This window comes from Saccharopolyspora soli (assembly GCF_022678645.1).
Lineage (GTDB): Bacteria > Actinomycetota > Actinomycetes > Mycobacteriales > Pseudonocardiaceae > Saccharopolyspora > Saccharopolyspora soli.
Genome location: NZ_JALBWV010000091.1, coordinates 1 through 22,196 on the forward strand (window position 1 = coordinate 1; position 22,196 = coordinate 22,196).

General features: G+C 66.2%; 27 protein-coding genes and 1 pseudogene. 12 read left to right on the forward strand and 16 right to left on the reverse strand.

The features are described from left to right. Positions 1-306: 306 nt before the first annotated feature. Together MOQ72_RS39710 and MOQ72_RS39715 are read right to left on the reverse strand one after the other, a co-directional pair. Complete coding sequence (locus MOQ72_RS39710) at positions 307-762, reverse strand: NUDIX hydrolase (RefSeq protein ID WP_242191131.1); 456 nt, start codon at positions 760-762, stop codon at positions 307-309. 364 nt (positions 763-1,126) lie between these two features. Then, positions 1,127-2,236, reverse strand: a complete 1,110-nt coding sequence (locus MOQ72_RS39715) for an FAD-dependent oxidoreductase (protein WP_242191132.1) — start codon at positions 2,234-2,236, stop codon at positions 1,127-1,129. 65 nt (positions 2,237-2,301) lie between these two features. On the opposite strand from MOQ72_RS39715, the gene MOQ72_RS39720 reads away from it, so the two are divergent. Continuing rightward, a complete protein-coding gene (locus MOQ72_RS39720) occupies positions 2,302-2,982 on the forward strand; it encodes a TetR/AcrR family transcriptional regulator (protein ID WP_242191133.1) in 681 nt (226 codons plus the stop codon). Between the two features lie 183 nt (positions 2,983-3,165). On the opposite strand, the gene map is transcribed toward MOQ72_RS39720, so the two are convergent. Continuing rightward, positions 3,166-3,960 (reverse strand): type I methionyl aminopeptidase, encoded by a 795-nt coding sequence (gene map, locus MOQ72_RS39725; RefSeq protein WP_242191134.1) that lies wholly within the window; start codon positions 3,958-3,960, stop codon positions 3,166-3,168. A gap of 81 nt (positions 3,961-4,041) precedes the next feature. Here map and MOQ72_RS39730 point away from each other — a divergent pair, with 81 nt between their 5' ends. Beyond that, entirely contained in the window at positions 4,042-4,308 is a 267-nt protein-coding gene (locus MOQ72_RS39730) for a helix-turn-helix transcriptional regulator (protein ID WP_242191135.1), read from the forward strand. Positions 4,309-4,640: 332 nt separating this feature from the next. Continuing rightward, complete coding sequence (locus MOQ72_RS39735; protein ID WP_242191136.1) at positions 4,641-5,276, forward strand: dihydrofolate reductase family protein; 636 nt, start codon at positions 4,641-4,643, stop codon at positions 5,274-5,276. 229 nt (positions 5,277-5,505) lie between these two features. On the opposite strand, the gene MOQ72_RS39740 is transcribed toward MOQ72_RS39735, so the two are convergent. Then, positions 5,506-5,964: a winged helix-turn-helix transcriptional regulator gene (locus MOQ72_RS39740; protein ID WP_242191137.1), complete on the reverse strand. Its 459-nt coding sequence runs from the start codon at positions 5,962-5,964 to the stop codon at positions 5,506-5,508. Between the two features lie 87 nt (positions 5,965-6,051). On the opposite strand from MOQ72_RS39740, the gene MOQ72_RS39745 reads away from it, so the two are divergent. Continuing rightward, on the forward strand, positions 6,052-7,245 hold the full coding sequence (locus MOQ72_RS39745; RefSeq protein WP_242191138.1) for an MFS transporter: 1,194 nt from the start codon (positions 6,052-6,054) through the stop codon (positions 7,243-7,245). A 39-nt stretch (positions 7,246-7,284) separates the two neighbouring features. Here the strand turns inward: MOQ72_RS39745 and MOQ72_RS39750 are convergent, their stop codons facing one another. The 3 genes from MOQ72_RS39750 to MOQ72_RS39760 all read right to left on the reverse strand — a co-directional run bounded on the left by MOQ72_RS39750 (position 7,285) and on the right by MOQ72_RS39760 (position 9,240). Beyond that, positions 7,285-7,545: a hypothetical protein gene (locus MOQ72_RS39750; RefSeq protein ID WP_242191139.1), complete on the reverse strand. Its 261-nt coding sequence runs from the start codon at positions 7,543-7,545 to the stop codon at positions 7,285-7,287. A 96-nt stretch (positions 7,546-7,641) separates the two neighbouring features. Further along, a complete protein-coding gene (locus MOQ72_RS39755) occupies positions 7,642-8,439 on the reverse strand; it encodes an alpha/beta hydrolase family protein (RefSeq protein WP_242191140.1) in 798 nt (265 codons plus the stop codon). A gap of 189 nt (positions 8,440-8,628) precedes the next feature. Continuing rightward, positions 8,629-9,240, reverse strand: a complete 612-nt coding sequence (locus MOQ72_RS39760) for a TetR/AcrR family transcriptional regulator (RefSeq protein WP_242191141.1) — start codon at positions 9,238-9,240, stop codon at positions 8,629-8,631. Between the two features lie 87 nt (positions 9,241-9,327). Here MOQ72_RS39760 and MOQ72_RS39765 point away from each other — a divergent pair, with 87 nt between their 5' ends. Together MOQ72_RS39765 and MOQ72_RS39770 are read left to right on the forward strand one after the other, a co-directional pair. Beyond that, complete coding sequence (locus MOQ72_RS39765; protein WP_242191142.1) at positions 9,328-10,224, forward strand: alpha/beta fold hydrolase; 897 nt, start codon at positions 9,328-9,330, stop codon at positions 10,222-10,224. Next, complete coding sequence (locus tag MOQ72_RS39770) at positions 10,221-10,865, forward strand: VC0807 family protein (protein WP_242191143.1); 645 nt, start codon at positions 10,221-10,223, stop codon at positions 10,863-10,865. The genes MOQ72_RS39765 and MOQ72_RS39770 overlap by 4 nt, the downstream gene beginning before the upstream one ends. A gap of 31 nt (positions 10,866-10,896) precedes the next feature. Here the strand turns inward: MOQ72_RS39770 and MOQ72_RS39775 are convergent, their stop codons facing one another. The 6 genes and pseudogenes from MOQ72_RS39775 to MOQ72_RS39800 form a co-directional block, all read right to left on the reverse strand. Further along, positions 10,897-11,286: a hypothetical protein gene (locus MOQ72_RS39775; RefSeq protein ID WP_242191144.1), complete on the reverse strand. Its 390-nt coding sequence runs from the start codon at positions 11,284-11,286 to the stop codon at positions 10,897-10,899. Positions 11,287-11,441: 155 nt separating this feature from the next. Then, the gene (locus MOQ72_RS39780; protein WP_242191145.1) at positions 11,442-12,305 is read right to left on the reverse strand and encodes an LLM class flavin-dependent oxidoreductase; all 864 of its coding nucleotides are present in this window, start codon (positions 12,303-12,305) and stop codon (positions 11,442-11,444) included. A gap of 184 nt (positions 12,306-12,489) precedes the next feature. Beyond that, entirely contained in the window at positions 12,490-13,170 is a 681-nt protein-coding gene (locus MOQ72_RS39785) for a S1 family peptidase (protein WP_242191146.1), read from the reverse strand. Between the two features lie 761 nt (positions 13,171-13,931). Beyond that, positions 13,932-14,465, reverse strand: a pseudogene (locus MOQ72_RS39790) (ClpP family protease); the annotation flags it as partial. A gap of 282 nt (positions 14,466-14,747) precedes the next feature. Continuing rightward, positions 14,748-15,413: a hypothetical protein gene (locus MOQ72_RS39795; RefSeq protein ID WP_242191147.1), complete on the reverse strand. Its 666-nt coding sequence runs from the start codon at positions 15,411-15,413 to the stop codon at positions 14,748-14,750. Beyond that, positions 15,410-15,925, reverse strand: a complete 516-nt coding sequence (locus MOQ72_RS39800; protein ID WP_242191148.1) for a SigE family RNA polymerase sigma factor — start codon at positions 15,923-15,925, stop codon at positions 15,410-15,412. The genes MOQ72_RS39795 and MOQ72_RS39800 overlap by 4 nt, the downstream gene beginning before the upstream one ends. A gap of 119 nt (positions 15,926-16,044) precedes the next feature. Here MOQ72_RS39800 and MOQ72_RS39805 point away from each other — a divergent pair, with 119 nt between their 5' ends. The 5 genes from MOQ72_RS39805 (at position 16,045) to MOQ72_RS39825 (ending at position 19,044) form a co-directional block, all read left to right on the forward strand. After that, complete coding sequence (locus tag MOQ72_RS39805; RefSeq protein ID WP_242191149.1) at positions 16,045-16,710, forward strand: L,D-transpeptidase; 666 nt, start codon at positions 16,045-16,047, stop codon at positions 16,708-16,710. A gap of 113 nt (positions 16,711-16,823) precedes the next feature. Further along, on the forward strand, positions 16,824-17,312 hold the full coding sequence (locus tag MOQ72_RS44970) for an SSI family serine proteinase inhibitor (RefSeq protein ID WP_277955372.1): 489 nt from the start codon (positions 16,824-16,826) through the stop codon (positions 17,310-17,312). Positions 17,313-17,350: 38 nt separating this feature from the next. After that, positions 17,351-17,896 (forward strand): GNAT family N-acetyltransferase, encoded by a 546-nt coding sequence (locus tag MOQ72_RS39815; RefSeq protein WP_242191151.1) that lies wholly within the window; start codon positions 17,351-17,353, stop codon positions 17,894-17,896. 127 nt (positions 17,897-18,023) lie between these two features. Continuing rightward, positions 18,024-18,425: a VOC family protein gene (locus MOQ72_RS39820; RefSeq protein WP_242191152.1), complete on the forward strand. Its 402-nt coding sequence runs from the start codon at positions 18,024-18,026 to the stop codon at positions 18,423-18,425. Positions 18,426-18,576: 151 nt separating this feature from the next. Next, positions 18,577-19,044, forward strand: a complete 468-nt coding sequence (locus MOQ72_RS39825; RefSeq protein WP_242191153.1) for an NUDIX domain-containing protein — start codon at positions 18,577-18,579, stop codon at positions 19,042-19,044. A 129-nt stretch (positions 19,045-19,173) separates the two neighbouring features. On the opposite strand, the gene MOQ72_RS39830 is transcribed toward MOQ72_RS39825, so the two are convergent. After that, on the reverse strand, positions 19,174-19,509 hold the full coding sequence (locus tag MOQ72_RS39830) for a winged helix-turn-helix domain-containing protein (protein ID WP_242191154.1): 336 nt from the start codon (positions 19,507-19,509) through the stop codon (positions 19,174-19,176). A 3-nt stretch (positions 19,510-19,512) separates the two neighbouring features. After that, positions 19,513-20,016 carry a hypothetical protein gene (locus MOQ72_RS39835; protein ID WP_242191155.1) on the reverse strand — a complete coding sequence of 168 codons (504 nt, stop codon included), beginning with the start codon at positions 20,014-20,016 and terminating at the stop codon, positions 19,513-19,515. A gap of 562 nt (positions 20,017-20,578) precedes the next feature. On the opposite strand from MOQ72_RS39835, the gene MOQ72_RS39840 reads away from it, so the two are divergent. Further along, entirely contained in the window at positions 20,579-21,628 is a 1,050-nt protein-coding gene (locus MOQ72_RS39840) for a L,D-transpeptidase (RefSeq protein ID WP_308198056.1), read from the forward strand. 75 nt (positions 21,629-21,703) lie between these two features. Here the strand turns inward: MOQ72_RS39840 and MOQ72_RS39845 are convergent, their stop codons facing one another. After that, on the reverse strand, positions 21,704-21,907 hold the full coding sequence (locus MOQ72_RS39845; RefSeq protein WP_242191156.1) for a hypothetical protein: 204 nt from the start codon (positions 21,905-21,907) through the stop codon (positions 21,704-21,706). Between the last annotated feature and the right edge of the window lie 289 nt (positions 21,908-22,196).

Consider the following 22,196-nt stretch of genomic DNA (forward strand, 5'->3'; position numbering starts at 1 on the left):
GGCCGGAGCTTGAGCGTCATGGCGGCACCTTAGATCAACACGCAACGCTGCCTGAACCCTGTGAGACCGGCGCGGCTAGTCGGACCCGGCCCATTGAAGAAATGCCATCGAACTGAGACACCGGGGCGGACACGCCGACTGAGACACCGAGCAAGACCGCAGGTCAAACAAGATCAAGATGTCGCGGAGTTTGAGACCCTACAGGTTTTGTAGGTTCTCAAATCTGATGTCCAATTCTCAGTTCCGATGTCCACCGTCTGTCCAAATGGACGTCGGACTGAGAATCAGATCCGCCGGCGGTGAACCTCAGACGAGTACGTCCGCAAGTCGGACGAGATCCAGAAGGCTGCTCGGAAAGTACTGGACACCCGCAGTTTCCAGCTCCTTCGTCGACCACCAGCGCCACGTGGTCATCGCCCTCTGCTCAAGTTCGGTCCAGCCGTGAATGCTTAGCGAAGTGTCGCTCGTCCTTGCGGCGAAGAAGTGTTCGATTTGATGCTGTGGTTCACCGTGGTTGAGGAAGTCGAGCTCTCGGCGGTGAAAGGGACCAACCAGCTTTAGCCCGGACTGACCCGTTTCCTCCTGCAACTCCCGGTTGGCAGCATCCGCCAGGGACTCGACGCCGTCAACCCCGCCGCCAGCGGTGAACCAGAAGCGCACGCTGTCACCACTGTCAGACAGGTCCCGCCCCTCGAACAAGAGCACGCGGGAGGAAAGGTCCAGGAGCACGATCCGAACGGCGACTCGAGTTTGATCAAGCATGCCTGACAAGTTAGCCACCTGATGCCGGTGTCCACCCGTCGACGTGGCCGATCCGAGACCGCCGCTTGCTGGCACGGCCAGCAATCGAACTGAGAATTTGGCGATGGGTCGCTGGATCGGGTGATCGCGATCTTCGTGTGTTCACGTGCCGTGGTCTTGGTGGCCAGTGTTACGGCGTGACCGATCAGCTGTTAGCGGTGCGTACGCGATGGTGCGCTGGAGGAACGAGCGTGGCCGCAGGCTGAGATCGGCTGGCTGCAAGAGGCTCCGCCGTGGCGAACGTTTCGCTGGCATCACGGCCAGAAGCACTCAGGTACCTGCGGCGGAAGGGAAGCTCGTTGCCCGCGCCGTATTCGGTGACATCTCAGCCCGGTTGGAAGAATGCGAGCATTTTCTGGCTGGCGTCCGGCGACATCAGCAATTCCTGCATGTCCGCGGACATCCGGGCGGCAGCGCTGGTGCGTTCGAACATCTCGCGTTCGTATTCCTTGACGGCGGCGGGAAAGTCGTCCGGGTGCGCGGCCAGCGCGAGGCCGAGCAGGGCGCCGTCGAGCAGCGCCATGTTGGCACCCTCCCCCACCGGCGGCATCAGGTGCGCGGCATCGCCGAGCAGCGTGACGCCCGGCGTCGACGGCCAGGTCAGACCGACCGGGAGAGTGGTGATCGACCGTGGCACGATCGTGTCGTCGCAGGCTGCGATCAGTGCGGTGAACCGTGGGTCCCAGCCGGTGAACTCCTCGATCAGCCGCACCCGAGCGGCGGCTGGGTCGTCAAACGGGATCCCGCTGGTGGCGAACCAGTCCTCGGCGGTGTTGTAGAAGCTGAGGCCGATGCGTACGCGGCCGTCGCCATTGCGCTGCGCCGCCAGGGATTGTCCGTTGCCGAGCACCCAGTAGTTGCCGCGCCCCACCATCGCCGCGAGGTCGGGGTAGGTGCGGTCGATGTCGGAAATGCAGAGCTCGACGACGTTTTGGCCGATGTGCGCTGGTCGAGCGTCGGTGAGCAGTGCGCGGACCCGGGAGTTCGCGCCGTCAGCGCCGACCAGCAGGTCATACGTCGCACTGCTGCCGTCGGCGAAGCGCAGCACGCCGTTGTCGGCGGATTCGAACGCATGCCCCCAGCGCACCGCGTGTTCAGGAAGAGAGTCCAGCAGCAGGTCGCGCAGATCGGCACGGTCGACCTCAGGTCGCTCAAGCGGGGCATCGTCGGGCGTGTCCTCTTGCAGCAGCAGGGTGCCGTCCGGCTCGAGAAGCCGCATGTCCTGGCCTTCACCACGGGCAATCGCGTAGAACTGGTCGATCAGACCGGCTTCACGCAGCGCCCGCTGCCCCGAGTGGATGTCGAGCATGCCGCCCTGACCGCGCGCGCCGCGCGACGATTCACGTTCGTACACGACGGCGTCGATGCCGTTCACGTGCAGCACACGGGCAAGGGCCAGGCCGCCCAGGCCAGCTCCAACGATGGCGATGGTCATGGTTACCCCGATTCACCGTATCAGTGAATACACTGTATCGCACAAGGCGATGTATTGTCGGCGGCATGTTGGTATGGGAGAGGCCGGAGCCGCCGGATCGACCGGTGCCGGGCCCGCTGAGCCGGGAGCGGATCGTACGAGCGGCGATCCGGCTGGCCGACGCGGACGGCCTGGAGACGGTGTCGCTGCGCAAGGTCGCCGCCGCGCTGGACGTCGGCCCGATGCGGCTGTACGGCTACATCGCCACCAAGGAGGAGCTGCTCGACCTGATGGTCGATGCGGTCCACGCCGAGATCCGGCCAACCGGAGACGGTTGGCGAGAGGTGCTGCGCTCCCTTGCCGAAACCACCCGGCAGGCCGCTCACCAGCACGAATGGCTCGCCGACCTGATCGGTGGGCGGCCCCAGCTCGGACCGAACACGTTGGCCAGCGGAGAGGCCGTGCTGGCCGCGATGGGCGGCGTCGACCTGGACACCGTCGTGCCAGCGGTCGCCGCGGTCAATGCGTACGTGATCGGCGCGGTGCGCCGCGAGATCACCGAGCGGCGGGCCGAGCGGGCCAGCGGGATGGACAAGAAGCAGTGGCAGTCCACCTTCGGGCCTTATCTGCAGCGAACCTTCGCAACTGGCCGATTCCCCGCGCTGGCCACGGTCGTACGCGATGGCCCCCACCTGGACGCCGACCAGACCTTCCGGACCGGCCTCGACTTCCTCCTCGACGGCATCGAAGCCCGCATCTCAAGCTGACGTGCGGCCGAGGGACCGAACGAGCGCTACAGGTTTTGCAGGGTTTCAAGATTGGCTGCATTTTCTCGCGGCCGACTTCATCTCAATTTCAGTTATGAAGTGAGATTGAGACAACGACCCAGGGCCGGTGTCCGTTCTCGGTGGATCTCGCAGAGTCTCACTGTGTCGCGGACTCGGCCGAGCTCACGTCGAGGCCAAGTCCGCGTGGTGTGGCAGGCGTCGGGTGAGCACCAGGGGGCCGTCTTCGGTGATCGCGATCGTGTGCTCGGAGTGGGCGGTGCGCGAGCCGTCGGCCGAGCGGATGGTCCAGCCATCGGGGTCAAAGACGATCCGGTCGGTGGTGCGAGCGAACCAGGGTTCGAGCGCCAGGGTCATGCCCGCTCGGAGCTTGAGGCCGCGGCCAGCGCGGCCCTTGTTGGGGACATGGGGATCCTCGTGCATCGTCCGTCCGAGCCCGTGGCCGCCGAACTCCGTATTGATCGGGTAGCCGTAGTAGGTGGCGACCGCCTCGATCGCTGCTGAGATATCGCCCAGCCGGTTGCCTGGCCTCGCGGCCTCGATGCCGCCGGCGAGCGCTTCTTCGGTCGCGCGGAGGAGTCGCAGGTCATCGTCGGCTGGCGTGCCCACGATGACGGTGCGGGCGGCGTCCGCGATCCAACCGTCGATCCCGACCGCGAGGTCCATGCTGAGGATGTCCCCGTCGCGCAGTGCGTAGTCGTGGGGCAGTCCGTGGAGCACCGCGTCGTTGACCGACAGGCAGACGACGTTGCGGAACGGGCCGTTGCCGAAGGACGGGGCGTAGTCCCAATAGCAGGATCGCGCCCCGCGTTGGCGGATCCTGCTGCGGACGTGGTGTTCCAGGTCGAGGAGGTTGACGCCCACGTCGGCCAGTTCGCTGAGCTCGGACAGGATTTGGGCGACGAACTGCCCGGTGGTGTGCATCCGTTCGATCTCTGCGAGCGACTTCAACTCGATCATGGGCACCTTCACACGTCGTACGCCGGTATAATAATACCGTAGCACTTGCAGGTATTAAAATACCAGTCGTATGCTCGTGCAATGGTTCGCAATCCGCTCACGCCCGAACAGATCGAGGCTGGCAAGCGTCTCGGCAGGCTGCTGCGTGAAGCGCGAGCAGACCGCGATCTCGGTGACGTGGCGCACGCGGCCGGGATGTCGCCGGAGACGTTGCGCAAGATCGAGACCGGTCGGCTCCCGACCCCCGCGTTCGGCACGATCGCCTGCCTCAGCGAGGTACTCGACCTCCCGATGCAAGACCTGGCCGCCGCATGGCGCAATGGCCCGCGGCTCGAGGCGGTGTCGTGACAGCTGCCTCCGCCTGCCAACGTATGCCGCGTCGTTGATGGCCTGGCGGCCATTGCCACGCTCGTCGCGCTTGACATGCCGATCTCGTTCAGCCCGGTGGCTTCTCAATTCCGGCGTCGGGGAGCGGGTCTGCGAACGCGCTGCCATGCCGCCGAGTACACGTTCGCGGATGTGTTGAAGCCCAGCGTTGGCGCAGGGCCGGGCGTGGCCGTGCGCACCGGCGGTACGCCCTGGATCCTCTGGTGGGCGTGAGGTTTCGATCGAACCGATGAGTTTTCCGAGGCACGCCTGTCTACCTCGCGACAGCCAGCACAGCTGACACGGGAGGAATGATGAGCAAGGTTCGCGCCGACATCTCGGTTTCCGTCGATGGGTACGTGGCCGGGCCCAACCAGAGTTTGGAGAACCCGCTCGGCGAGGGCGGGGAGGGCCTGCACGACTGGGCGGTCGGGCTTGCGGCTTGGCGCGGGGCGCACGGCATGGAGGGCGGCGAGGTCAACGCCAGTACACAGGTCATGGACGAACGGCAGGCCAACGTCGGCGCCGGGATCATGGGCCGCAACATGTTCGGCGGCGGCACCGGGCCGTGGGAGGAGTCGTGGACCGGTTGGTGGGGCGAGGATCCGCCGTTCCACGTCCCGACGTTCGTGCTCACCCACCACCCGCGTAAGCCGGTGACCCTGTCGGACACCACGTTCGTCTTCGTCACCGACGGGATCAAGTCGGCCTACGACCAGGCACGCGAGGCCGCCGGGGACAAGGACGTCATGATCCACGGCGGCGCCCACACGATCAACCAGTACCTGGCCGCGGGGTTGCTCGATGAGCTGGAGCTGCACGTGGTGCCGGTCATCCTCGGCGGCGGCGCGCGCCTGCTGGACAACCTGTCGCCGCAGCTCAACCTGGAGCAGGTGCGGGTGGTCGAGGCACCGGGCGTGACGCACCTGAAGTACCGCGTGGCGAAGTGACCTGACTAGGCCGCCATCGGCTGCTCGTGCCAGTCGTAGTGCGCAACGGGCAGATCGTCCCCCTGCGCGACTACGTCAACACCCTGGCAGCCGCAGCCGCCATGACACGACATCTGAATACGCCAAAGCAATGATCGCCGAGTTGCGACACCGATTGATCAATCTTCCCGGCCCCCGCAGGCGCAGACGATGGAGCGCGGCACGGTGTGTGCAGCTGAGGATTTGCTTTCTATCGGGTCTTCTGCACGTGGGTGGTGTCGGCGTCGAGGACGGAGCCGTCGGCGCTGGTCGGCGCGATTTCCGGCACCGGGGTGCCGCGCTGGTCGACAAGGGTGGAGTGGGTCTCGTCGGGGGCGAAGGCGTGGCGTTCTCCCCACTGTCGCAGGGTGAGGATGACTGGGAAGAGGTCGCGGCCAGCGTCGGTGAGCACGTATTCCTGGCGGCGGCCCGATTTTGCGGTGTGCTGGGCGAGGAGCCCGTGAGCGGTGAGCTTGCGGAGGCGGTCGGCGAGGATGTTGCGGGCGATGCCGGTGCGTCGCTGGAACTCGGTGAACGATCGTGCCCCGTCCATCGCGTCGCGGATGACGAGAAGGCTCCACCTGTCGCCGACGAGGTCGAGCGTGCGGGCGACGGGGCAGTCGGGGTCGGTCCAGCCGGGGTTCGGGGCGCGCATGGTGGTGCGCGACATGACACCTCCCGATGAGTTGCGGATTGAAACCATCATGCCGTACGGTCAAATTGGTTGCAATCTGCTACTGATTGGGATTGGCGTGCGATGGATGTGTGGCGGCGGTTGCTGCTCGCGGTGGTGTGTGGTGTCGCTGTGGCGAGCATCTATGCCGCTCAGCCGGTTCTGGAGCCGATGGGACGAGATCTCGGTGTGTCGGCAGAACTCACTGGGTGGATCGTCGCGACCGGCCAGGTCGGCTATCTGGTAGGGCTGGTGCTGCTGGTGCCGCTTGGCGATGTGGTCGACAGGCGTCGACTCATCGCCGTGCACTTGGCGCTCACCGCAATGGGCACGATCCTGACGGCCTCGGCGTCAGCCGCATGGGTGGCGTTCGTGGGGCTCGCAGCGGCTGGGGTGTTCGCGGTCGTGGTGCAGACCGCGGTGGCCTATGCCGCGTCGGTCTCGCTGCCTGCCGAACGCGGACGGAACATCGGTGTCGTGACCTCGGGCGTTGTGGTCGGCATCCTGAGCGCGCGGGTCGTCACCGGCGCGCTCGCCGACGTGTGGGGCTGGCGGAGCGTCTATGCCGCGCTCGCGGTGCTGTCGCTCGGGCTCGCGGCCCTCGTCCTCGTCGTACTGCCGTCAGAGGAGCGCCCCAACCGACCTGCGGCGTACAGGCGGGCCGTCGTCTCACTCGGCGGACTGTTCGGGCAGCGCATCTTCCTGTCGCGCGGGCTCATCGCGTTCTTCTTGTTCGCATCGTTCGGAACCCTGTGGAGCGGGCTGTCCCTGCCGCTGGCGGACACGCCGTGGCAGCTGAGCGAGAGCCAGATCGGACTGTTCGGCATCGCCGGACTCGCTGGCGCTCTCGGCGCGGCACGCGCGGGGCGGTGGGCGGATGCAGGACGCGCGGCCCCGGTCACCGGTCTCGCGCTAGCCCTGCTCATCCTCTCGTGGGCAGCGATCGCGCAGCTGCCGAGGTCACTGTGGCTGCTCATCGTCGGAATCGTGGTTCTCGACTTCGCGGTCCAGGCCGCGCATGTGAGCAACCAGCACCTGCTCACCGCCGCGCATCCGGATCGCACCAGCAGCGTCATCGGCAGCTACATGGTCTTCTACTCGCTCGGCTCCGCCCTCGGCGCAGCCGCAACCACCGCCATCTTCACCGCCCACGGCTGGGCGGGCTCCAGTCTCCTCGGGACCGGATTCGCGGTCTGCGCGCTGGCCGTCTGGGCGACCGACAGGCGACTACCCCGCGATAGCACGAACCTCCGATCCGAGAAAGCAGGCGCGCGATGACGAACCGCTCATCGTCGTGGATCTTGTGCACCGACAGGTTCAAGCGGGGAACGCGCAGAGAGCACCCTTGGGTTTGACGCAGGGAAACACCGGGGATCTCGTTGAGCTTCTCCCAGGCGCGGTCGCGTTGTTCAGGAGGTGGCCACCACCGGGCAGGACAAGGTCGCGGATGCTCTGGCGGCCGCCGAGCGCGGCCTGGATGGCGTACTGGGCCGGAGCGTTGGGGCACAGCCGCATCGATGCGAGCATGGTCAGCCCCTCCAGGTAGTCCTTGGTGTGTTGCGTTGGACCGGAGACCACGAGCCAGCCGGAGCGGAATCCGGCGACGCGGTATGCGTTTCCTCAAATCCTTGAGCAAAACCGGGCACGGTGACGAAATGCCATCGGCGACGTTGCTCAGCCTGCATCCGTGAGGTGGCGTTGGAACCACGTGGTCAGGCCGGAGTCCACCTCGCGGGCCAGTGGCAGCTGCGGCGCGGGCTCGATGCCGGGCTCGTCGGCGAGCGGATGCGCCAGCCCAGGGATCGACAGGAGTTCGGACCGTTCCCCCAGAGCGTCGACGAGGCTTACCGCGTCGGCACGCAGCGCCGGGTGATCCAGCTCGCCGCTGACGACCAGCAACGGCGCGCGACCGGCGATGACGCCCGCCTTGGTGACGAAGTCCAAGCTGTCGACGACCTTTTCGGACTCGGCGTCATACGGGTAGTCGCCTGGGAACAGGTCGACGACGGACCGCATCCGGATGGCGGCGTTCACGACGGCACCGGCGAAGACCGGGATCTCGGTGTCGGCGAGGATCCGCAGCGCGACGGCCCCGCCCAGCGAGCCGCCGAGCACGCCGATCGGGCCGTCATCGACGGGCAGCTGCGCACGGATCGACTCCAACGCTGCCGGGAACTCTTCGGTCGCCTGCCGGACGAACGGGTGCAGAGCGGCCATCAGGACGTCCTTGCGGAGAAGCTCCACACCGGCGTCCATGCTGCCGTCGACCATGCGCGCCCCGCACATCGGCATGCCGAGGTGCACTCGCCACGCGGGCAGGTCGTTCATCGGCAACGCGGCAGCGAACGCGGCGTCCGACCTCGGCGCGTCCAGCATGTGCCAGGTGACGATCAACGGCGCGGCACGGCCGTCGGCCGGCGGCAGGGCGGTGAATGGCACGCCAGCGGCCGTGCCCGTGATCGGTGAGTGCATGCGGCCACGGTAGATCTACGGCCGGATGCTGGGAATCGGTTATCGCCACCAGCGAAATCAGCTCGGCGAGCGGATCGCCGTGTTCGCCCAACTGGACAAGGACATCCGGCGCGCGCTCACACCCTCGACCACGGCGCCCGGCGGCTCGACTGCGACGACAACGGCGATATTCAGCACCAGGCCGGTCGGTCATCCCTCCTCGGCTGGAGGAGGGGCGAGGCGGTCGAAGTGGTAATCGAGGACCGCGTGCGCGGTCTCCGGGGTGTGTTGCCCGAGGAGTAGGGAGTCGCCGATTCCGCCGATCACGGCGAGCAGGATTTCCGCCTCGCGTTCCGCGTCGAGGTCGGCGCGGAGTTCACCGGCATCCTGAGCCTCGGCGAGCAGGTCGGACAGCAACCGGAGTACTTCCGCCTGTCCCTGCCGGAACTTCTCCGCGGTGTCCGGTTGGGACAGGGATCGGACGAAGAACGCGCTGCCAACCAGGGCTGCGGTGCGACCGTCCTGGTCCACTGGCAGGAGCGCGGCGGCCAATTCGCGCACGCTCTCGAACGGACCGGTCGGCTGGATAGCCGTGAGCCGGTCACGCAGCCGGGTATCCAAGTACTCCCGCAGGTGCTCCTGGGTGAACGTGAGCATTTCCGCCCGGCTGGAGAAGTAGTGCTGCACAAGCCCTTTGGAGACCCTGGCTTCCTGCGCGACCCGGTTCAGGCTGACTGCTTCGAGGCCCTCCTGCGCGGCGATGCGCCACAACGCCTCAGCGATCTCACGGCGCCGCAGGGCGGCATCGACCAGCTTGGGCACGTGCTCCGCCTCCTTTGCAATCCGTTCGGCTTGCCATCAATCTACCGAGCCTTTTACAATCCGATCGGATTGTAAAAGGGGGATGTCGTGCGAGTCGGCCATTTCACCAGCCCTGCGGGGCGCGCCCGGTTCCTGAGTGCCTATGACCGGGCGATGGAGGTGGTGCCCACCCCGGCCGAGGTGCGTGATGTGGACACCCCGTTCGGGACCGTGCGCGTGTTGCGGTTCGGCACCGCCGGAGGAGCGCCGCTGGTGCTCCTGCCGGGTAAGACCGCGCCAGCCGCGATGTGGGCACCCAACCTCGCGGCCCTGTCCGCGCGCCGAACCGTCTATGCACTGGACCTGCTGGGCGAGCCCGGACGCAGCGTGCAGGTCGTGCCGATTCGCAGCACCGCGGATCAGGTCAGGTGGCTACGCGCGACGCTGGACGCGCTGGACACCGGCCCGCTGCACGTGATCGGTACCTCGATCGGAGGCTGGCTCGCGCTCACTCTCGCCGCGCAGGCGCCTGCGGGCCTGGCCTCGCTGTCGCTGCTCGACCCGGCGCACACGCTCGACCGCATCCCGCTGGGCACCGTCGTGCGGTCGATTGGCGCCGCCCCCTTCGCGCCTGCGTGGTTGCGCAAGCGTTTCCTCAATTCCGTGGCCGGGGGAACACCTGTCGATCACGATGATCCGGTTGCCGATTTGATCGACGTCGCCATGCGGGAGTACTCGGCGGCGTTGCCGCCACCGACCTATCCGAGCCCGGACACCCTGCGCGCGGTGCGGGTCCCGGTGCTGGCGATACTCGGGGGCCGGAGCACGATGCTGGATGCGCAGCGCGCCCGGCGGCGGGCGGCGACCTTCCTGGCCGACGTGCACGCTGAGGTTTGGCCAGAGGCATCGCACGCCCTGCCCGGCGAGCAAGCCGAGGCCACCAATACCCGCCTGCTGGCCTTCACCGACCAAGTCGACCGCACGCGTGCCGAGGTCACCGGATGACCCGGACGGAGCCCGCACGCGACAACCGGTATCGCGAAATAGGCGCAGTGCTGCTGGCAGATCTGGCGGCGCCGGTCGCGCTCTATTACGGGTTGCGCGCACTTGGCGTCGCCCCGTGGCTGGCGCTGCTGGTCGGTGCCGCCGTCCCGGCTGCCCGTGCCGCGATCTCGCTGGTGCACCATCGGCGAGTGGAGTGGTTCGCCGTGCTGGTCTTGGTGCTGATCGTGGCGAGCTCGGCGACCTCGCTGCTGTCCGGCAGCCCGCGTTTCCTGCTGGCCAAGGACGGCGGTATCACCGCTGCACTCGGTCTGGTCGTGCTGGCGACCACCACCTCCGCTCGGCCAGCGATGTTCTCGATCGGCCGGATGATGATCTCCCGCGCCGGGCACGACGCCGACGGCTGGGATCGGCGGTGGGACGAGTCCGCACCGTTCCGGCGCATCTGGCGCGTGTTGACCGTCCTCTGGGGAGTCGGCCTGCTCACCGACGCCCTGCTGCGGGTCGTGCTCGCCTACACCCTGCCCATCGACGTCGTACCCGCCCTGAGCGCCGCGCAGTGGCTCATCCTGCTGGTCGTCCTGCAAGTAATCAGCCAGATCCACCTCCGACGGCCCGGTAACCGGGAACTGCTCTTCGACTGACACCGCCGCGGATCGGCGTGGCAGTCAGCGCTCACGAATCTGTCAACTTCTCGCAGGTCACCGGCTGTCCTGGGCCCGGTGCGGTGGCGCTGGCGAGCTCCTTCTCGCCGTCCAGCAGGATCCGGCAGGTCAGCGTGAGGTTCCCGGTCGGTGTGGCGATCACGTCGGCCTTCTGACCGGCGGTGACCACCACATCCTGCTTCCAAGGCACGCCGATCGGACCGGTCAGCGTGTGCTGGGTGACCTCGTCCGCGTAGCGGTCGGGCGAGTTCGCGTAGCTGACTTCGGACAGCTCGCCGCCGTTCTGGTCGCTCACCTCGTAGGTGATGGCCCAGGACTTGCCGGTGGGGTTCGAACACGCCGAAGCGCTCACGAGCGCCCCGAGTACGACGGTGATGCCTAACGCGATCCTGACCTTCATTCGACTCTCTCCTCAGTGCAAGCCATGCACTAGACACTAGGGAGAGATCAATCCGGGTACATCGGTCTGGAGCTTGAAGACGCATAGATCTGTGGGGCTACCCAGCATCATTCCGAGGGATGATGTCGTCCGATGTGGACAGTCCACGGGGTGGGCTAGATTGCTGGCGGCCCCTGTTGGATGCGTCGCAGGACCGGTTTGATTTGGTCGATCTCGTTGCCGTCGATGGGATGGCGTTCGTCCCACCAGGTGGCGCCCGCGTCGACCAAGGGGCCGAGCAGATCGCGAGCCTTGGCCGTGGATGCGGGGCTGGCACCGCCGACGACGACTTCGAAGGCGTTGCCCTGCTGGGCGTCGCGGTGTTCGCGGATGTAGTCGACCAGGTCGCGGACCTCTTCGACGGGCGGGTTGTGGCCGTGCGGCGCGGAGTGGAACAGGGGCACGGCACCGTCCCATCGGGCCGCCCGCCGCATGGGTCGGCGGGTCGGCCAGCGCCCGGCGATCCAGATCGGCATGCGGGGACGCTGCACCGGGGTGGGCAGCATCGTGACGTCGTGGACCTGGTAGTGCTGGCCGAGATGGGTGACCGGTTCTCCCGACCAGTAGCGGTCCAGCAGTTCCAGCCCTTCGTCGAGGCGTTCGGCGAGCACCCGCTGATCGGTGGACTCGCCGAAGCTGCCGTACTCGTCCTCGATCGGTCCGCCCAGTCCGGCCGCGAAGATCACGCGCCCGCCGCTGAGGTTGTCCAGCGTGGCTGTCTGGCGGGCCAGTTGGTGCGGCCGTCGTCGGGCGACCGGGGTGACGAGCGCTCCGAGTTTGATCCCCGTGGTGGCCAGCGCCGCTGCCGTCAGCAGCATCCACGGATCACCGAAGGTCTTCTTGGTCGGCTTGCGCCAGACCACGTGGTCCCAGATGAACAAGGCGTCCCATCCTGCTTCCTCTGTCGCTGCAGCAACGGATGCCACGTTCTTCGCATCGGCGAAATCGCCGAAGTTCGGGATGTTGATCGAGAAGCGCATGCAGGTATCGTGCGCCGCGCCGAGGGGCCGAGCAATCTGTTAAACCGGTTGGAACCGACCTGCTCGTGGTTGGCGATGCACGAACTGTCTATAGTGGACATGCGGTGTTCCCGGGCGGCGACAGTTCCTCGTCAGGTGCATCCAGCCGTCCCCTGCTCCGAGGCACTGCCGCCAGGTGAGCGGCTCAGTTCGTGCTGATCGTTTGATTGATCCAGTCCTGGTGCGGGGCGATTGCGGTGTAGATGGCGAAGCCTCCGTCACCGCACGTGCCGATGGGGCCTCGGCTGGTGACCGCCACTACCGAACCGTCGACGGTGGCCGGGGTGCCGGAGTCGCCGTGGCAGGCGGTGTCGGTGGTTGAGACCTTCACGCAGAGCTCGTTGGCGGGTCCGCACTGGCCCAGGACCTCGGTGTCGAGTTGCTTGAGCAGTCGTGGCGAAGTCGGGTTCGTGGTGCTGTCCATTCCCCAACCCAGCAGTCGGATCGGGCCACCAGCGGGCATCGGCCCGGTACGCATCGGTGCGGCGGTTGCGGGGGTGGCGAGCTTGACCAGACCGATGTCGCCCGCCGCCGGGTGGAAGGTGGCCTGGACGGCGATCAATTCGCCGCCGGTCGTGCGGTCGTTGGACCCGATTCGCACCTCGGTGCCCGGTTCGGCTCCAGACAAGCAGTGGCCAGCGGTGACCACCCATTGCGGCGCGATCAGCCCGCCGCCGCAGCCGTGGCCGTTGTCCCGGTGGCCGAGGTCGACGATCCAGGAGTACGAGTCGGGCGCGGTCTGACCGCCGATGATCGCCGACGCGGGAGCCGCGGTGAGTCCCAGGGCGGCACAGGCGGCGAGCAGTGGCATCACTAGCTTTCGCATTCGCATGTTTCTCCTAGCGTGGAAACGAATGCGGCGATGGTATGTACCTCATCCGCCATGCCGGAACGTGCTGCGGGCTCGCAAAGGCTGTACTTTCGGCCGATCAAAATGGCCTTGTGGCGGATGGTACGAGGCCGTCCCCCACCTCGCAGCGGCGAGCCGTGCTCACGGAGAACCGGTCGCCTGCGGCGAGCCCTACGTTCGTCGACGAGCCGGGCGGGCTGGTGTCGTGGTCAGCGTGAACCCCACTGGCCCCGGTCTGCCGCGTTCGGGAGGTAGTTGACCTCGAATCCGTGCTTCTTGCCCCAATTCCTTCCGGCGCGTTCGAGTTCTGCTGCACCGCTGTTGAGGTAGTCTTCCGCGATCTTCTTGGTCCCGTACTGGTCGAGCATCTTCTCCAGTTGTGCCAGGGAATCCGGTCTGCCGATCTTGATCGCGGACTTCAGGACCGCACGTGCATCGCCCTGCTCTGCGGCCCTGGCCAGTGCGAGGGAGTACACGCTCGGTTCGTGCGCGCGCAGCGAGTCGGAGAGTTCTCCGGCGGCGACGGGGTCGGTCCAGGTGCGTTGACTTCCGCTGGGCTGGCCGAAGTCGGAGAGGTCCAACTGCATCGGGTTCCAGCTGTGTCGGTGGTTGACCAGGCTGGCCAGTTCGAGCAGTTGTGATTCGGCCAGTTGCACGTCGGCCCCCATCGCTGGCGCGACGTCGAACTGTCCGGCGTTGGAACCGATGTGCGGTCGGGTCATGTGGGTGGGCGGTTCGACGACGTGGTCGACGAAGCCGTACTCGCGGGCTTCCGCCGAGCTGAACGAACGGCCGGAGCGCAGATCGTCGAGGATCTGCTCGGGAGTTCGTCCGGTGTGCTCGGCGATCATCCCGACCATTTCCTGCTGCACCCTGGCGGTGTCACCTGGCCCGGATATCGGGCGCAGCATGATCTGGGCGTTCGGCAGGGCGTGGCGCTTGGCCTTCGTACCGGCCGAGAGGATGAACTGCCCCATCCCGGCGGCCAGGCCCGTCGCGTAGGTCGCGACATCGCACGAGACCAGGGCCATCGTGTCGGTGATGGCCAGTCCGGCGGAGACCGAGCCGCCCTCGGAGTTGATCAGGAGCACGATGTCGGTCGTCGGATCATCCGCCGCCAGCAGCAGCATCTGCGCGACGATCCGGTTGGCCAAATCGTCGTCGACGTCTTGGTCGAGCACGATGGTTCGACGCTGCAACAGCTGGTCTCGATCGTGTTCGGTCAATGGCAGTTGCTCGGTGCGGTCGGGGATTTCCGAGGGATCAGTCATCGCGGTCTGCGCTCCGGTGCGTGCGGCGGTGCCTTGTCGATCGTGTCAGGAGCGCGAGTGCCGCTGCCGTGCTTGACGATCAAGCGCAGGTGGCCGGTTTCCCGGGGTGAAAACGCGCTGAGCGCTTTTGATCACTGTCATCGCCGCCAGCCACGAACTCTGCCAGGTGCTGTCGTTGTCGTTCGGCGCCCGCACAGCGGCAAGGGTAGACACCGCAACAGCAACTCCGCACGATCGAGCCTCGACCGTCGCGGATCCAGCCGACCAGGTCGGCAGTTCGGCTCAGGGAAGCCGGTTGCCAGCCACGTCGTACGCGGCGATGTCGGTGAACCGCTCAGCGGATGGTTCCCCCGGCACGTCGAACCAGAAGATCACCACCCGGGGATCTTGGCTCCACGCGACCTGTTTCGCCTGCACGAGGCGTCCGTCCAACTTGGCGATGATCCTCGTTGCGGGACCCACGCAGTAGCCGAAGGGCGGCAGGTACTCGTCAGGCGAGGATTGCTTGCCGGTGTAGAGCTGGAGACCCGACGGCCGGTCCAACTGCACGTAGTCGACCACCGTCGACTGGACGATCCGACCGTCCGCCGCGCGGTGACCGGATGCGATCGAGGCACTGGGAAACGGCAGCTTCTTGGGCATATCCACCAGTTGCAGGTAGAAGACGAGTTCACCCTCGGCGTCGTGGATTCCGGTGGAGATGACGTCACCAACCGGAGGCGCGGACGCGGCGATGATCGGCGGCACCCCCGGCTGCCTGAGCAAGCCCACCCCGAACACTGCGAACAACACGGCCACCACGAGGCCGACTACGCCGCTGCTGATCAATATCCGGCGACGCCGCCTGATGCTTGCTCCTGCGACCATGATCCGCTCGACGTCGAGATCACCGAGGTCTTCGGCTGGAGGTTCGCGCAACGCGGCGCGCAGCGCGTCGAGTTCGGTCATGGTTGTTCTCCACCGATCAAGGGCTCTGCGGCGACTGGAGTCAGGGCGGTCCGCAACTTGGCCAGGGCTCGGGACGAGGTGCTTTTCACCGTGCCGAGGGAAATGCGGAGTTCGGCGGCGACGTCGGTCTCCGGCAGGTCGAAGAAGTACCGCAGCACGATGATGCCGCGTTCGCGTGCGGTCAGCTGGTCCAGCGCGCGCATCAGCCAGTCCTGCCTGGTGACGCGGTCGGCAACGTCCGCATCTACGGGCGACTCCGGAACGTTGTCGGTGGCCTTCTCCTGGATCGGCCGTCGCCACCCGTCGATGACGTGGTTGGTCAGCACGGCCCTCGCGTAGGCGTACGCGTCTTGCTCGCGCACCCGAGTCCAGGCCGCGTAGGTACGAGCGAGCGCTGTCTGCGCCGCGTCTTCGGCCTGGTGGCGGTTGCCGGTCAGCAGGAAGGCGGCGTGCAGCAGCCGCGCCGAACTTGCCCGCACGAATTCGACGAACTGCTCGTCACCCTTGGCCATGGGTCCTCACATCGTCTCTGACGGATGGCGGTGGCGAAAAGTTGAGGCTGTCCCCCGACAACTTTTCGACCGCGTAGCCCGTACTCCCACTCGAAGGTCCACGAACGGGAGGCGATCCGATGCGCGGAACCAAAATCGTGCCCGGCCTGCTGATCAGCGTGCTGCTCGCCGCGTGTTCGGCGCAGGAAGACAGACAGCCCGTTCCGGCGGAGAATCCGCCCCCGTTGGCGAGCCCAGCTCCACCGCCCCAGCCGAAGCCGCCGTGCGGCGCTGAAGCAGCCGCATGCGTCAGCCTTTCCGCTGGGATGGCGTGGTTGCAGCGCGGCGGCGTGGTGATCGCCGGGCCGGTCCCGATGATGCCGGGCAAACCGAGTGAACCGACACCGGTCGGTGTCTTCCAGGTCGAGTGGAAGGACGAGGAACACCACAGCAGCGAGTTCGACATCCCGATGCCGAACTCGGTGTTCTTCGCGCCGGGCGGGATCGCCTTCCACGCCGGGCCCCTCGACGTTCCATCGCACGGCTGCATCCACCTCTCCGAGCCGGATTCGAAGCGCTTCTTCGACGAGTTGGCGGTGGGTGACGTCGTGGTGGGGGGTGGGTGGGGGGGGGGGGGGGGGCCCCCCCCCCCCCCCCCCCACGACCCGGTAGCTATCGAAGCGCCGCTGGGAATCAGGATCTCAGACGATCTGGCGCGTTCGGCGCTCACTGCTCACTCTGATGGGCTAACAAATGCTACGCAAAGTAGTGCAGTAGCGTCCTTCTCGCCCGTTACGACGGGATAGCAACGCGTTGCCGACCGCAATCTTCGAGCGCCGCAGATTCAACGAGCGCATTCCCCACCGGGAGAGGCTTTTCCGGCGCGTGGTGCGGATTCTCGCGAGTCGCGAACCGCACGATGCGAAACGGATCTGCGGCGCTTTCGCAGCACGATGCCGGTGTTGTGACCGCCCCTCGAAATCCTTTGCTGCCTGGAGGAACAGTGTTGACCAAACTAGCTCGTCGCGTTCTGCTCGCATCCGCCCTGATCGTCGGAACCTCCCTCGCGCCTGCTGCGGTGGCATCGGCGACCACGGACAGCGCGGGCCCCAGCGTTCTCCGACTGTCCCTCAGCGCGAGGGCGATGGCACCCAGCACCGCGGTGTTGCAATGCCACCCCGCAGGGGGAACGCACAAGCACGCGGCGGAAGCGTGCGCGCTTCTCGAAGAGGCCAACGGAAACCTCAACGTGGTGGACGCGAACCCGACGAGGGCCTGCACCATGGAGTACAACCCGATCAAGGTGACGGCCGTGGGCCGCTGGAACGGATCGGAAGTCCGCTTCGAGCAAGAATTCCCGAACCCCTGCACCCTGACGTCCAAGACGGGCGTGGTCTTCGACCTCTGATCCCAGCGATGTCGGGGTAGCCGTCGATACTTCGCGACATGACCGCGCGAAGTTCGACGGAAGTCCGGCAATGGGTGTCCGGCGCGACTGTCCCGGACGATTTCCGTCGAGCTCTGACGGACTGCTGGGTGGCGGTAACCAATGCTGGCGGGGCGGCGGGGTTCCCGTTCCCGCCGGTCTCGGTACGCGAAGTGCGTCCGGCGGTGGACAACCTGGTCGCTGAGCTGCACCCCGACCAGTGCCGGTTGCTCACCGCCCAGGACGCCCGCGGCCTCCTGGGCTGGCTGGTCCTACGCCGCAACCCGAACCCGTTGATCGCGCACTGGGCCTCGGTGCACCACGTCCAGAGCCATCCGAACTACCGCGGCGAGGGCGTGGGCACCAGCCTGATGGCGATGGCCTGCCAAGTCGCGAAAGAAGAACTCGGCCTGGAACACCTGCACCTAGCGGTCCGGGGCGGAATGGACCTGGAGTCCTTCTACGCCCGCCTGGGCTGGCAAGAGGTAGGCCGCTGGCCAAAAGCCCTACGCCTCGCCCCGAACGACGACCGGGACGAAGTCCTGATGCACCTGCAACTCTCGTGATCAACTGGCCGAATATGTGCGGTTCGCAGCCGATTTCGACGTACAGCTCGGTGTGGTCGGGCGCTCTTGACCTCTACTGCGGTGGAGGTTTCATCCTGGTAGCCGCGAAGGGAAGGGGCTCATCTCGATGATCGATCCAACCGCCCACATCCGCATCGCGCGGCCGTCCAAGGACCTGGCCGCAGCGGAGCAGTTCTACGTCGCAGGACTCGGTCTGGAAGTGCTCTTCCGGGCAAGTGGTGGTCGCCCCGGCGAACACGACCTGCTCATGCTGGGCTGGCGGAATGCGTCATGGCACCTCGAACTGGTCGCCGGTGACGAGGCGGTGCCGCCGCAGCCGAGCCAGGAGGACCTGCTGGTCATCTACCTGGCTGGTCCTGTCGACCAAGTCCTGGTCGACAGGCTGGTTGCGGCTGGCGGCCGACAGCTGTCGCAGAGCGAGTACTGGGACCGCTGGGGTGTGACGGTGGCCGACCCCGACGGCTATCGCCTCGTCCTGTCCACCCGCTCCTGGTCAAACGCCGAATGACCCAGTGCCGCCCGGAGCTTTCCAACCAACCGTCCCCATTTTGTTGGGGGAGACTGTGCTGCCACTAGCCAACACATTGCTGGTTCGGCCCTTGGCGAGCGACGGAGCGAAGACGATCAATCACTAGAAGGCCCGTAGCTACCGTCTTGCCATGACCACGCACCCCGAACCCGCACTGCTCCGGGCAGCCGCCGGTGCCCTCATCCAAGACGCCGCTGGACGAGTACTGCTCGTCCATCCGTTGGAGCGAGAGTGCTGGGAGATACCAGGCGGCGTCGTGGAGCGGGATGAGTCGCCACCCGAAGCAGCCGAACGCGAACTACTCGAAGAGCTCGGCCTAGCTCTGCGCGTCGGACGTCTCCTGGTAGTGGACTACGTGTCGCCTCGCGACGGCCACGACGGCCTGCTGAACTTCGTCTTCGAAGGCCCACAGCTCAACGAAGAGGCCGAGTTCGTCCTACCTCCCGAAGAACTGGACCAAGCCTGCTGGGTCCGGCCAACGGAACTCGACAACTACCTGATCCCCCGCATGGCCGCCCGAATCCGAGTCAGCCTCGAAGCCCGCCACCAAAAGACCGCCCACTACCTCAACTCGGGCACCACCACCGACGAGCGTTGACCCCGTACAAAGCCCAACGCCCGCAACACTTCGACGGCTTATCCCCAGCGACATCCGACGTTCCTGGTCGTCAGTGGTCCATCGAGCGGCAGCCCACAGGGAGCGTGTTTTCGGCGCGAAGTCGCCGGGTCAGCCGGGTTTCTTGCTGTTTTGGGCGTGCTCTTGGCCGGTCTGCTGACTCTGGGCGGCGATCCGTTGCAGGGCTTCGACATGGGCTTGCAGCGCACGCCGCCCAGATTCGGTGAGGTTCAGCCACGTCCGGGGTCGTTTGCCCACGTAGCCTTTTTTGACCTCGACATAGCCTTGCTTGTTCAGATTGGTGACCTGTTTGGACAGTGCCGAGTCGGACATGGTCACCGCGTCCCGTACCCAGCCGAACTCGGCCCAGTGGGTGGCTGCCAGCAGCGACACGATGGACAAGCGGGTCGGGTCCAACAGCAGTGGGTCCACGCCAGTGTTGTCCATTGCTCACCTAGCTTTCGTCGCGGGACCACTGCGGGCCAGGGAATTCATGCCGGTTTGCAGTTTGCCGCCGAAGAAAATCAGCGCGATCCCCAGTACGGCGCCCAGGATCGTGTGCCAGTAGGGCACGCCAGCAAGCGGGTGCAGGCCCAGGAGAGGAACCAGGATTCCGATCAGCATCGCCACGACCAGCACCGTCATCGCGGGGATTCTGAACCTCAGCGAGATCGCTTCCCGTCGTACCCGAGTGGGCTGGCCGAGTATGGCTGCTCCCCATCGGGTGCGGCCCAACCAGGTGTGGCCCACGGCGAGTACTGCGACGATCATGACTGCTATTGCCGCGGCGTCGGTGCCGAGGAAGTCTTGAGCCGCGAGCATGGCGAAGATCGCCAAGCCGAAGACGATGTCGACCCAGCGCGACCGTCGCGTGGAGTCGACTGCCTGGTCCTTGCGTTCGTTGACTTCTTGCAGCGCACGCGCGGCTTCGCTGGGAGTGGGGCTGTCCACCATCGTTCTCTCCTCCAAGTCCTTTCCTGCGGTGAATCACTTGCCTAAGAGGAAAGTACCTCGGTACTTGCCTGTCCGGCAAGTACTTTCCTCGGAGAGGTACGAGGCTGTGGAGCCGCAGGCCGCTCGCGTCGAACCCGCTACCGGACGACCTTCGCCAAACCCCCCAGGTACGTCCGGACAGGGTGCGCTGCTGTTCTCCGGGATCAAGGGCAACGCGTTGTGGACGACGGCCTGGCGGTAAGGGCGGGTTGATCGCGACGCGTCGGACACCCCGGGAAACCGCCCCTGACCTGCGTGGTGAGGGTGCCCGCGGCGTTCATTGTTAGCCCGCTACACGATCACAAGCGGAGACCCCACTCCCAAACAACGTTGTTCGCCGAGCAAATTAGACTGGCGGCGAGGTGAGATAATGTTGTGTTGGGGGCAGCGGAGAATTGCTCGATTAGTTCCACGTCGTCCGATTTATGCGGCGGTTGTGTTGGGAATGGTGGTCGGGCTGGGCGCGTGCGGCGCACCCGAAGGAACGAGAACGGCGACCACACCGCCCATACCTGCCCCAACGGTGGATGTCACACCGGGTGGCGGGGACGAGGTCAACCCAACTACGCCGGTCGTGGTGTCGGTGCGCGACGGCAACCTCGCGTCGGTCACCGTGACGAACCCGTCGGGTCAGCAGGTGCAGGGTGCGATGGCCGACGACCGGCTCAGCTGGCGCACCACCGAGGTCCTCGGCTACGACCGGAACTACGAGATCACCGCCACCGCGACCGGCACCGGCGGAAAGTCCACCACGCAGCACAGCACGATCCACACCCTCGCCCCGAAGGCACAGGCGTACCCCAGTCTCATTCCGGCGCCGAAACCGGGCGTCGACGTCGGTGTCGGTCAGCCGATCGTCGTCCGGTTCGACCACGCGATCAAAGACCGCGCCGCCGCCGAGAAGGGTCTCCAAGTCACCGCCACGCCGGACCAACCCGGGAGTTGGTCGTGGATCTCCGACAAGGAGGTGCACTACCGGCCGCAGAACTACTGGAAGCCAGGCACCGACGTTTCAGTCAAGATCAACATCTACGGGGTCGACCTGGGCAACGGTGTGTACGGGCAGACCGACCGCACCCTCGACTTTCACGTGCACGACTCATGGGTGGCCAAGGCCGATGGCAACACCGAACAAATGCAGATCTTCCACAACGACCAGCTGGTGAACACCATGCCGATCAGCATGGGCAAGGACATCACGCCCACGCACGTCGGTACGCACGTGATCTCGGACAAGCAGCAGAAGTACACAATGGACTCCTGCACTTACGGCGTGTGCCCCGGTAACCCGGATTACTACCGGTCGGACGAATTCTTCGCCGAGCGCATCTCCAACGACGGCGAATTCGTCCACGAGAACCCGGCCAGCGTTTCCCAGCAGGGCAACTCGAACGTCTCGCACGGATGCATCAACCTCGATCAGGCCAACGCTGCGTGGTTCTTCCAGACCTTCGGGCTGGGCGATGTCGTCGAAGTCACCAACTCAGGCGGGCCTCCGTTGCCGGTCTGGGACACCTACGGCGACTGGTCGCTGTCCTGGGATGAATGGAAGGCAGGCAGCGCACTGTCTTGAGCGCTACCAGTGGCTCCGCCGATGGCGTAGACGAATGGAAGTTGCGGCGCCGCTCGACCGGTAGGGACGTTGCGGTCATGAGGTCACGTCGCCGGTGATGATGGCGCTGAAGGTGAGACGGACGGAGAAGTAGAGCTTCTTGGCCGCGGTGATGTGCCGCATCCCGGGAACGCGTCCGGCAAGGCAGTCAGTGCGTTCAACCCTGCTGACGGAGACCGGGTCTGTCGTTTGCATGGTTTTCGCGATGCTCAGCATGCTTGCAGCGCTGATCACGGCCATCGTCGCAATGATCGCGACCTCGCACAAACCGCTGCCCCGTCAGGGGAGGCGTCCAGTCCTGCCGCAGGTCCAGGTCCCGTGCCTGCGCAGCCACGGCCCTCGCCGGGTGAGCAAGAGTCCGAGCCGCCTGCGCCTGTTTGATCTCTACCGTCACAGGCTCAGCCTCCGAAGTCGCGCGCGGCTTCACTGGTGGCCCGTCCGCTAATGGCTCGTGTGTGGCCCGACCGAACCGCTGGAGATCAGAAGGGCTCCTTTCCAAGATTGGAGAGGAGCCCTTCTGACGTGCTGA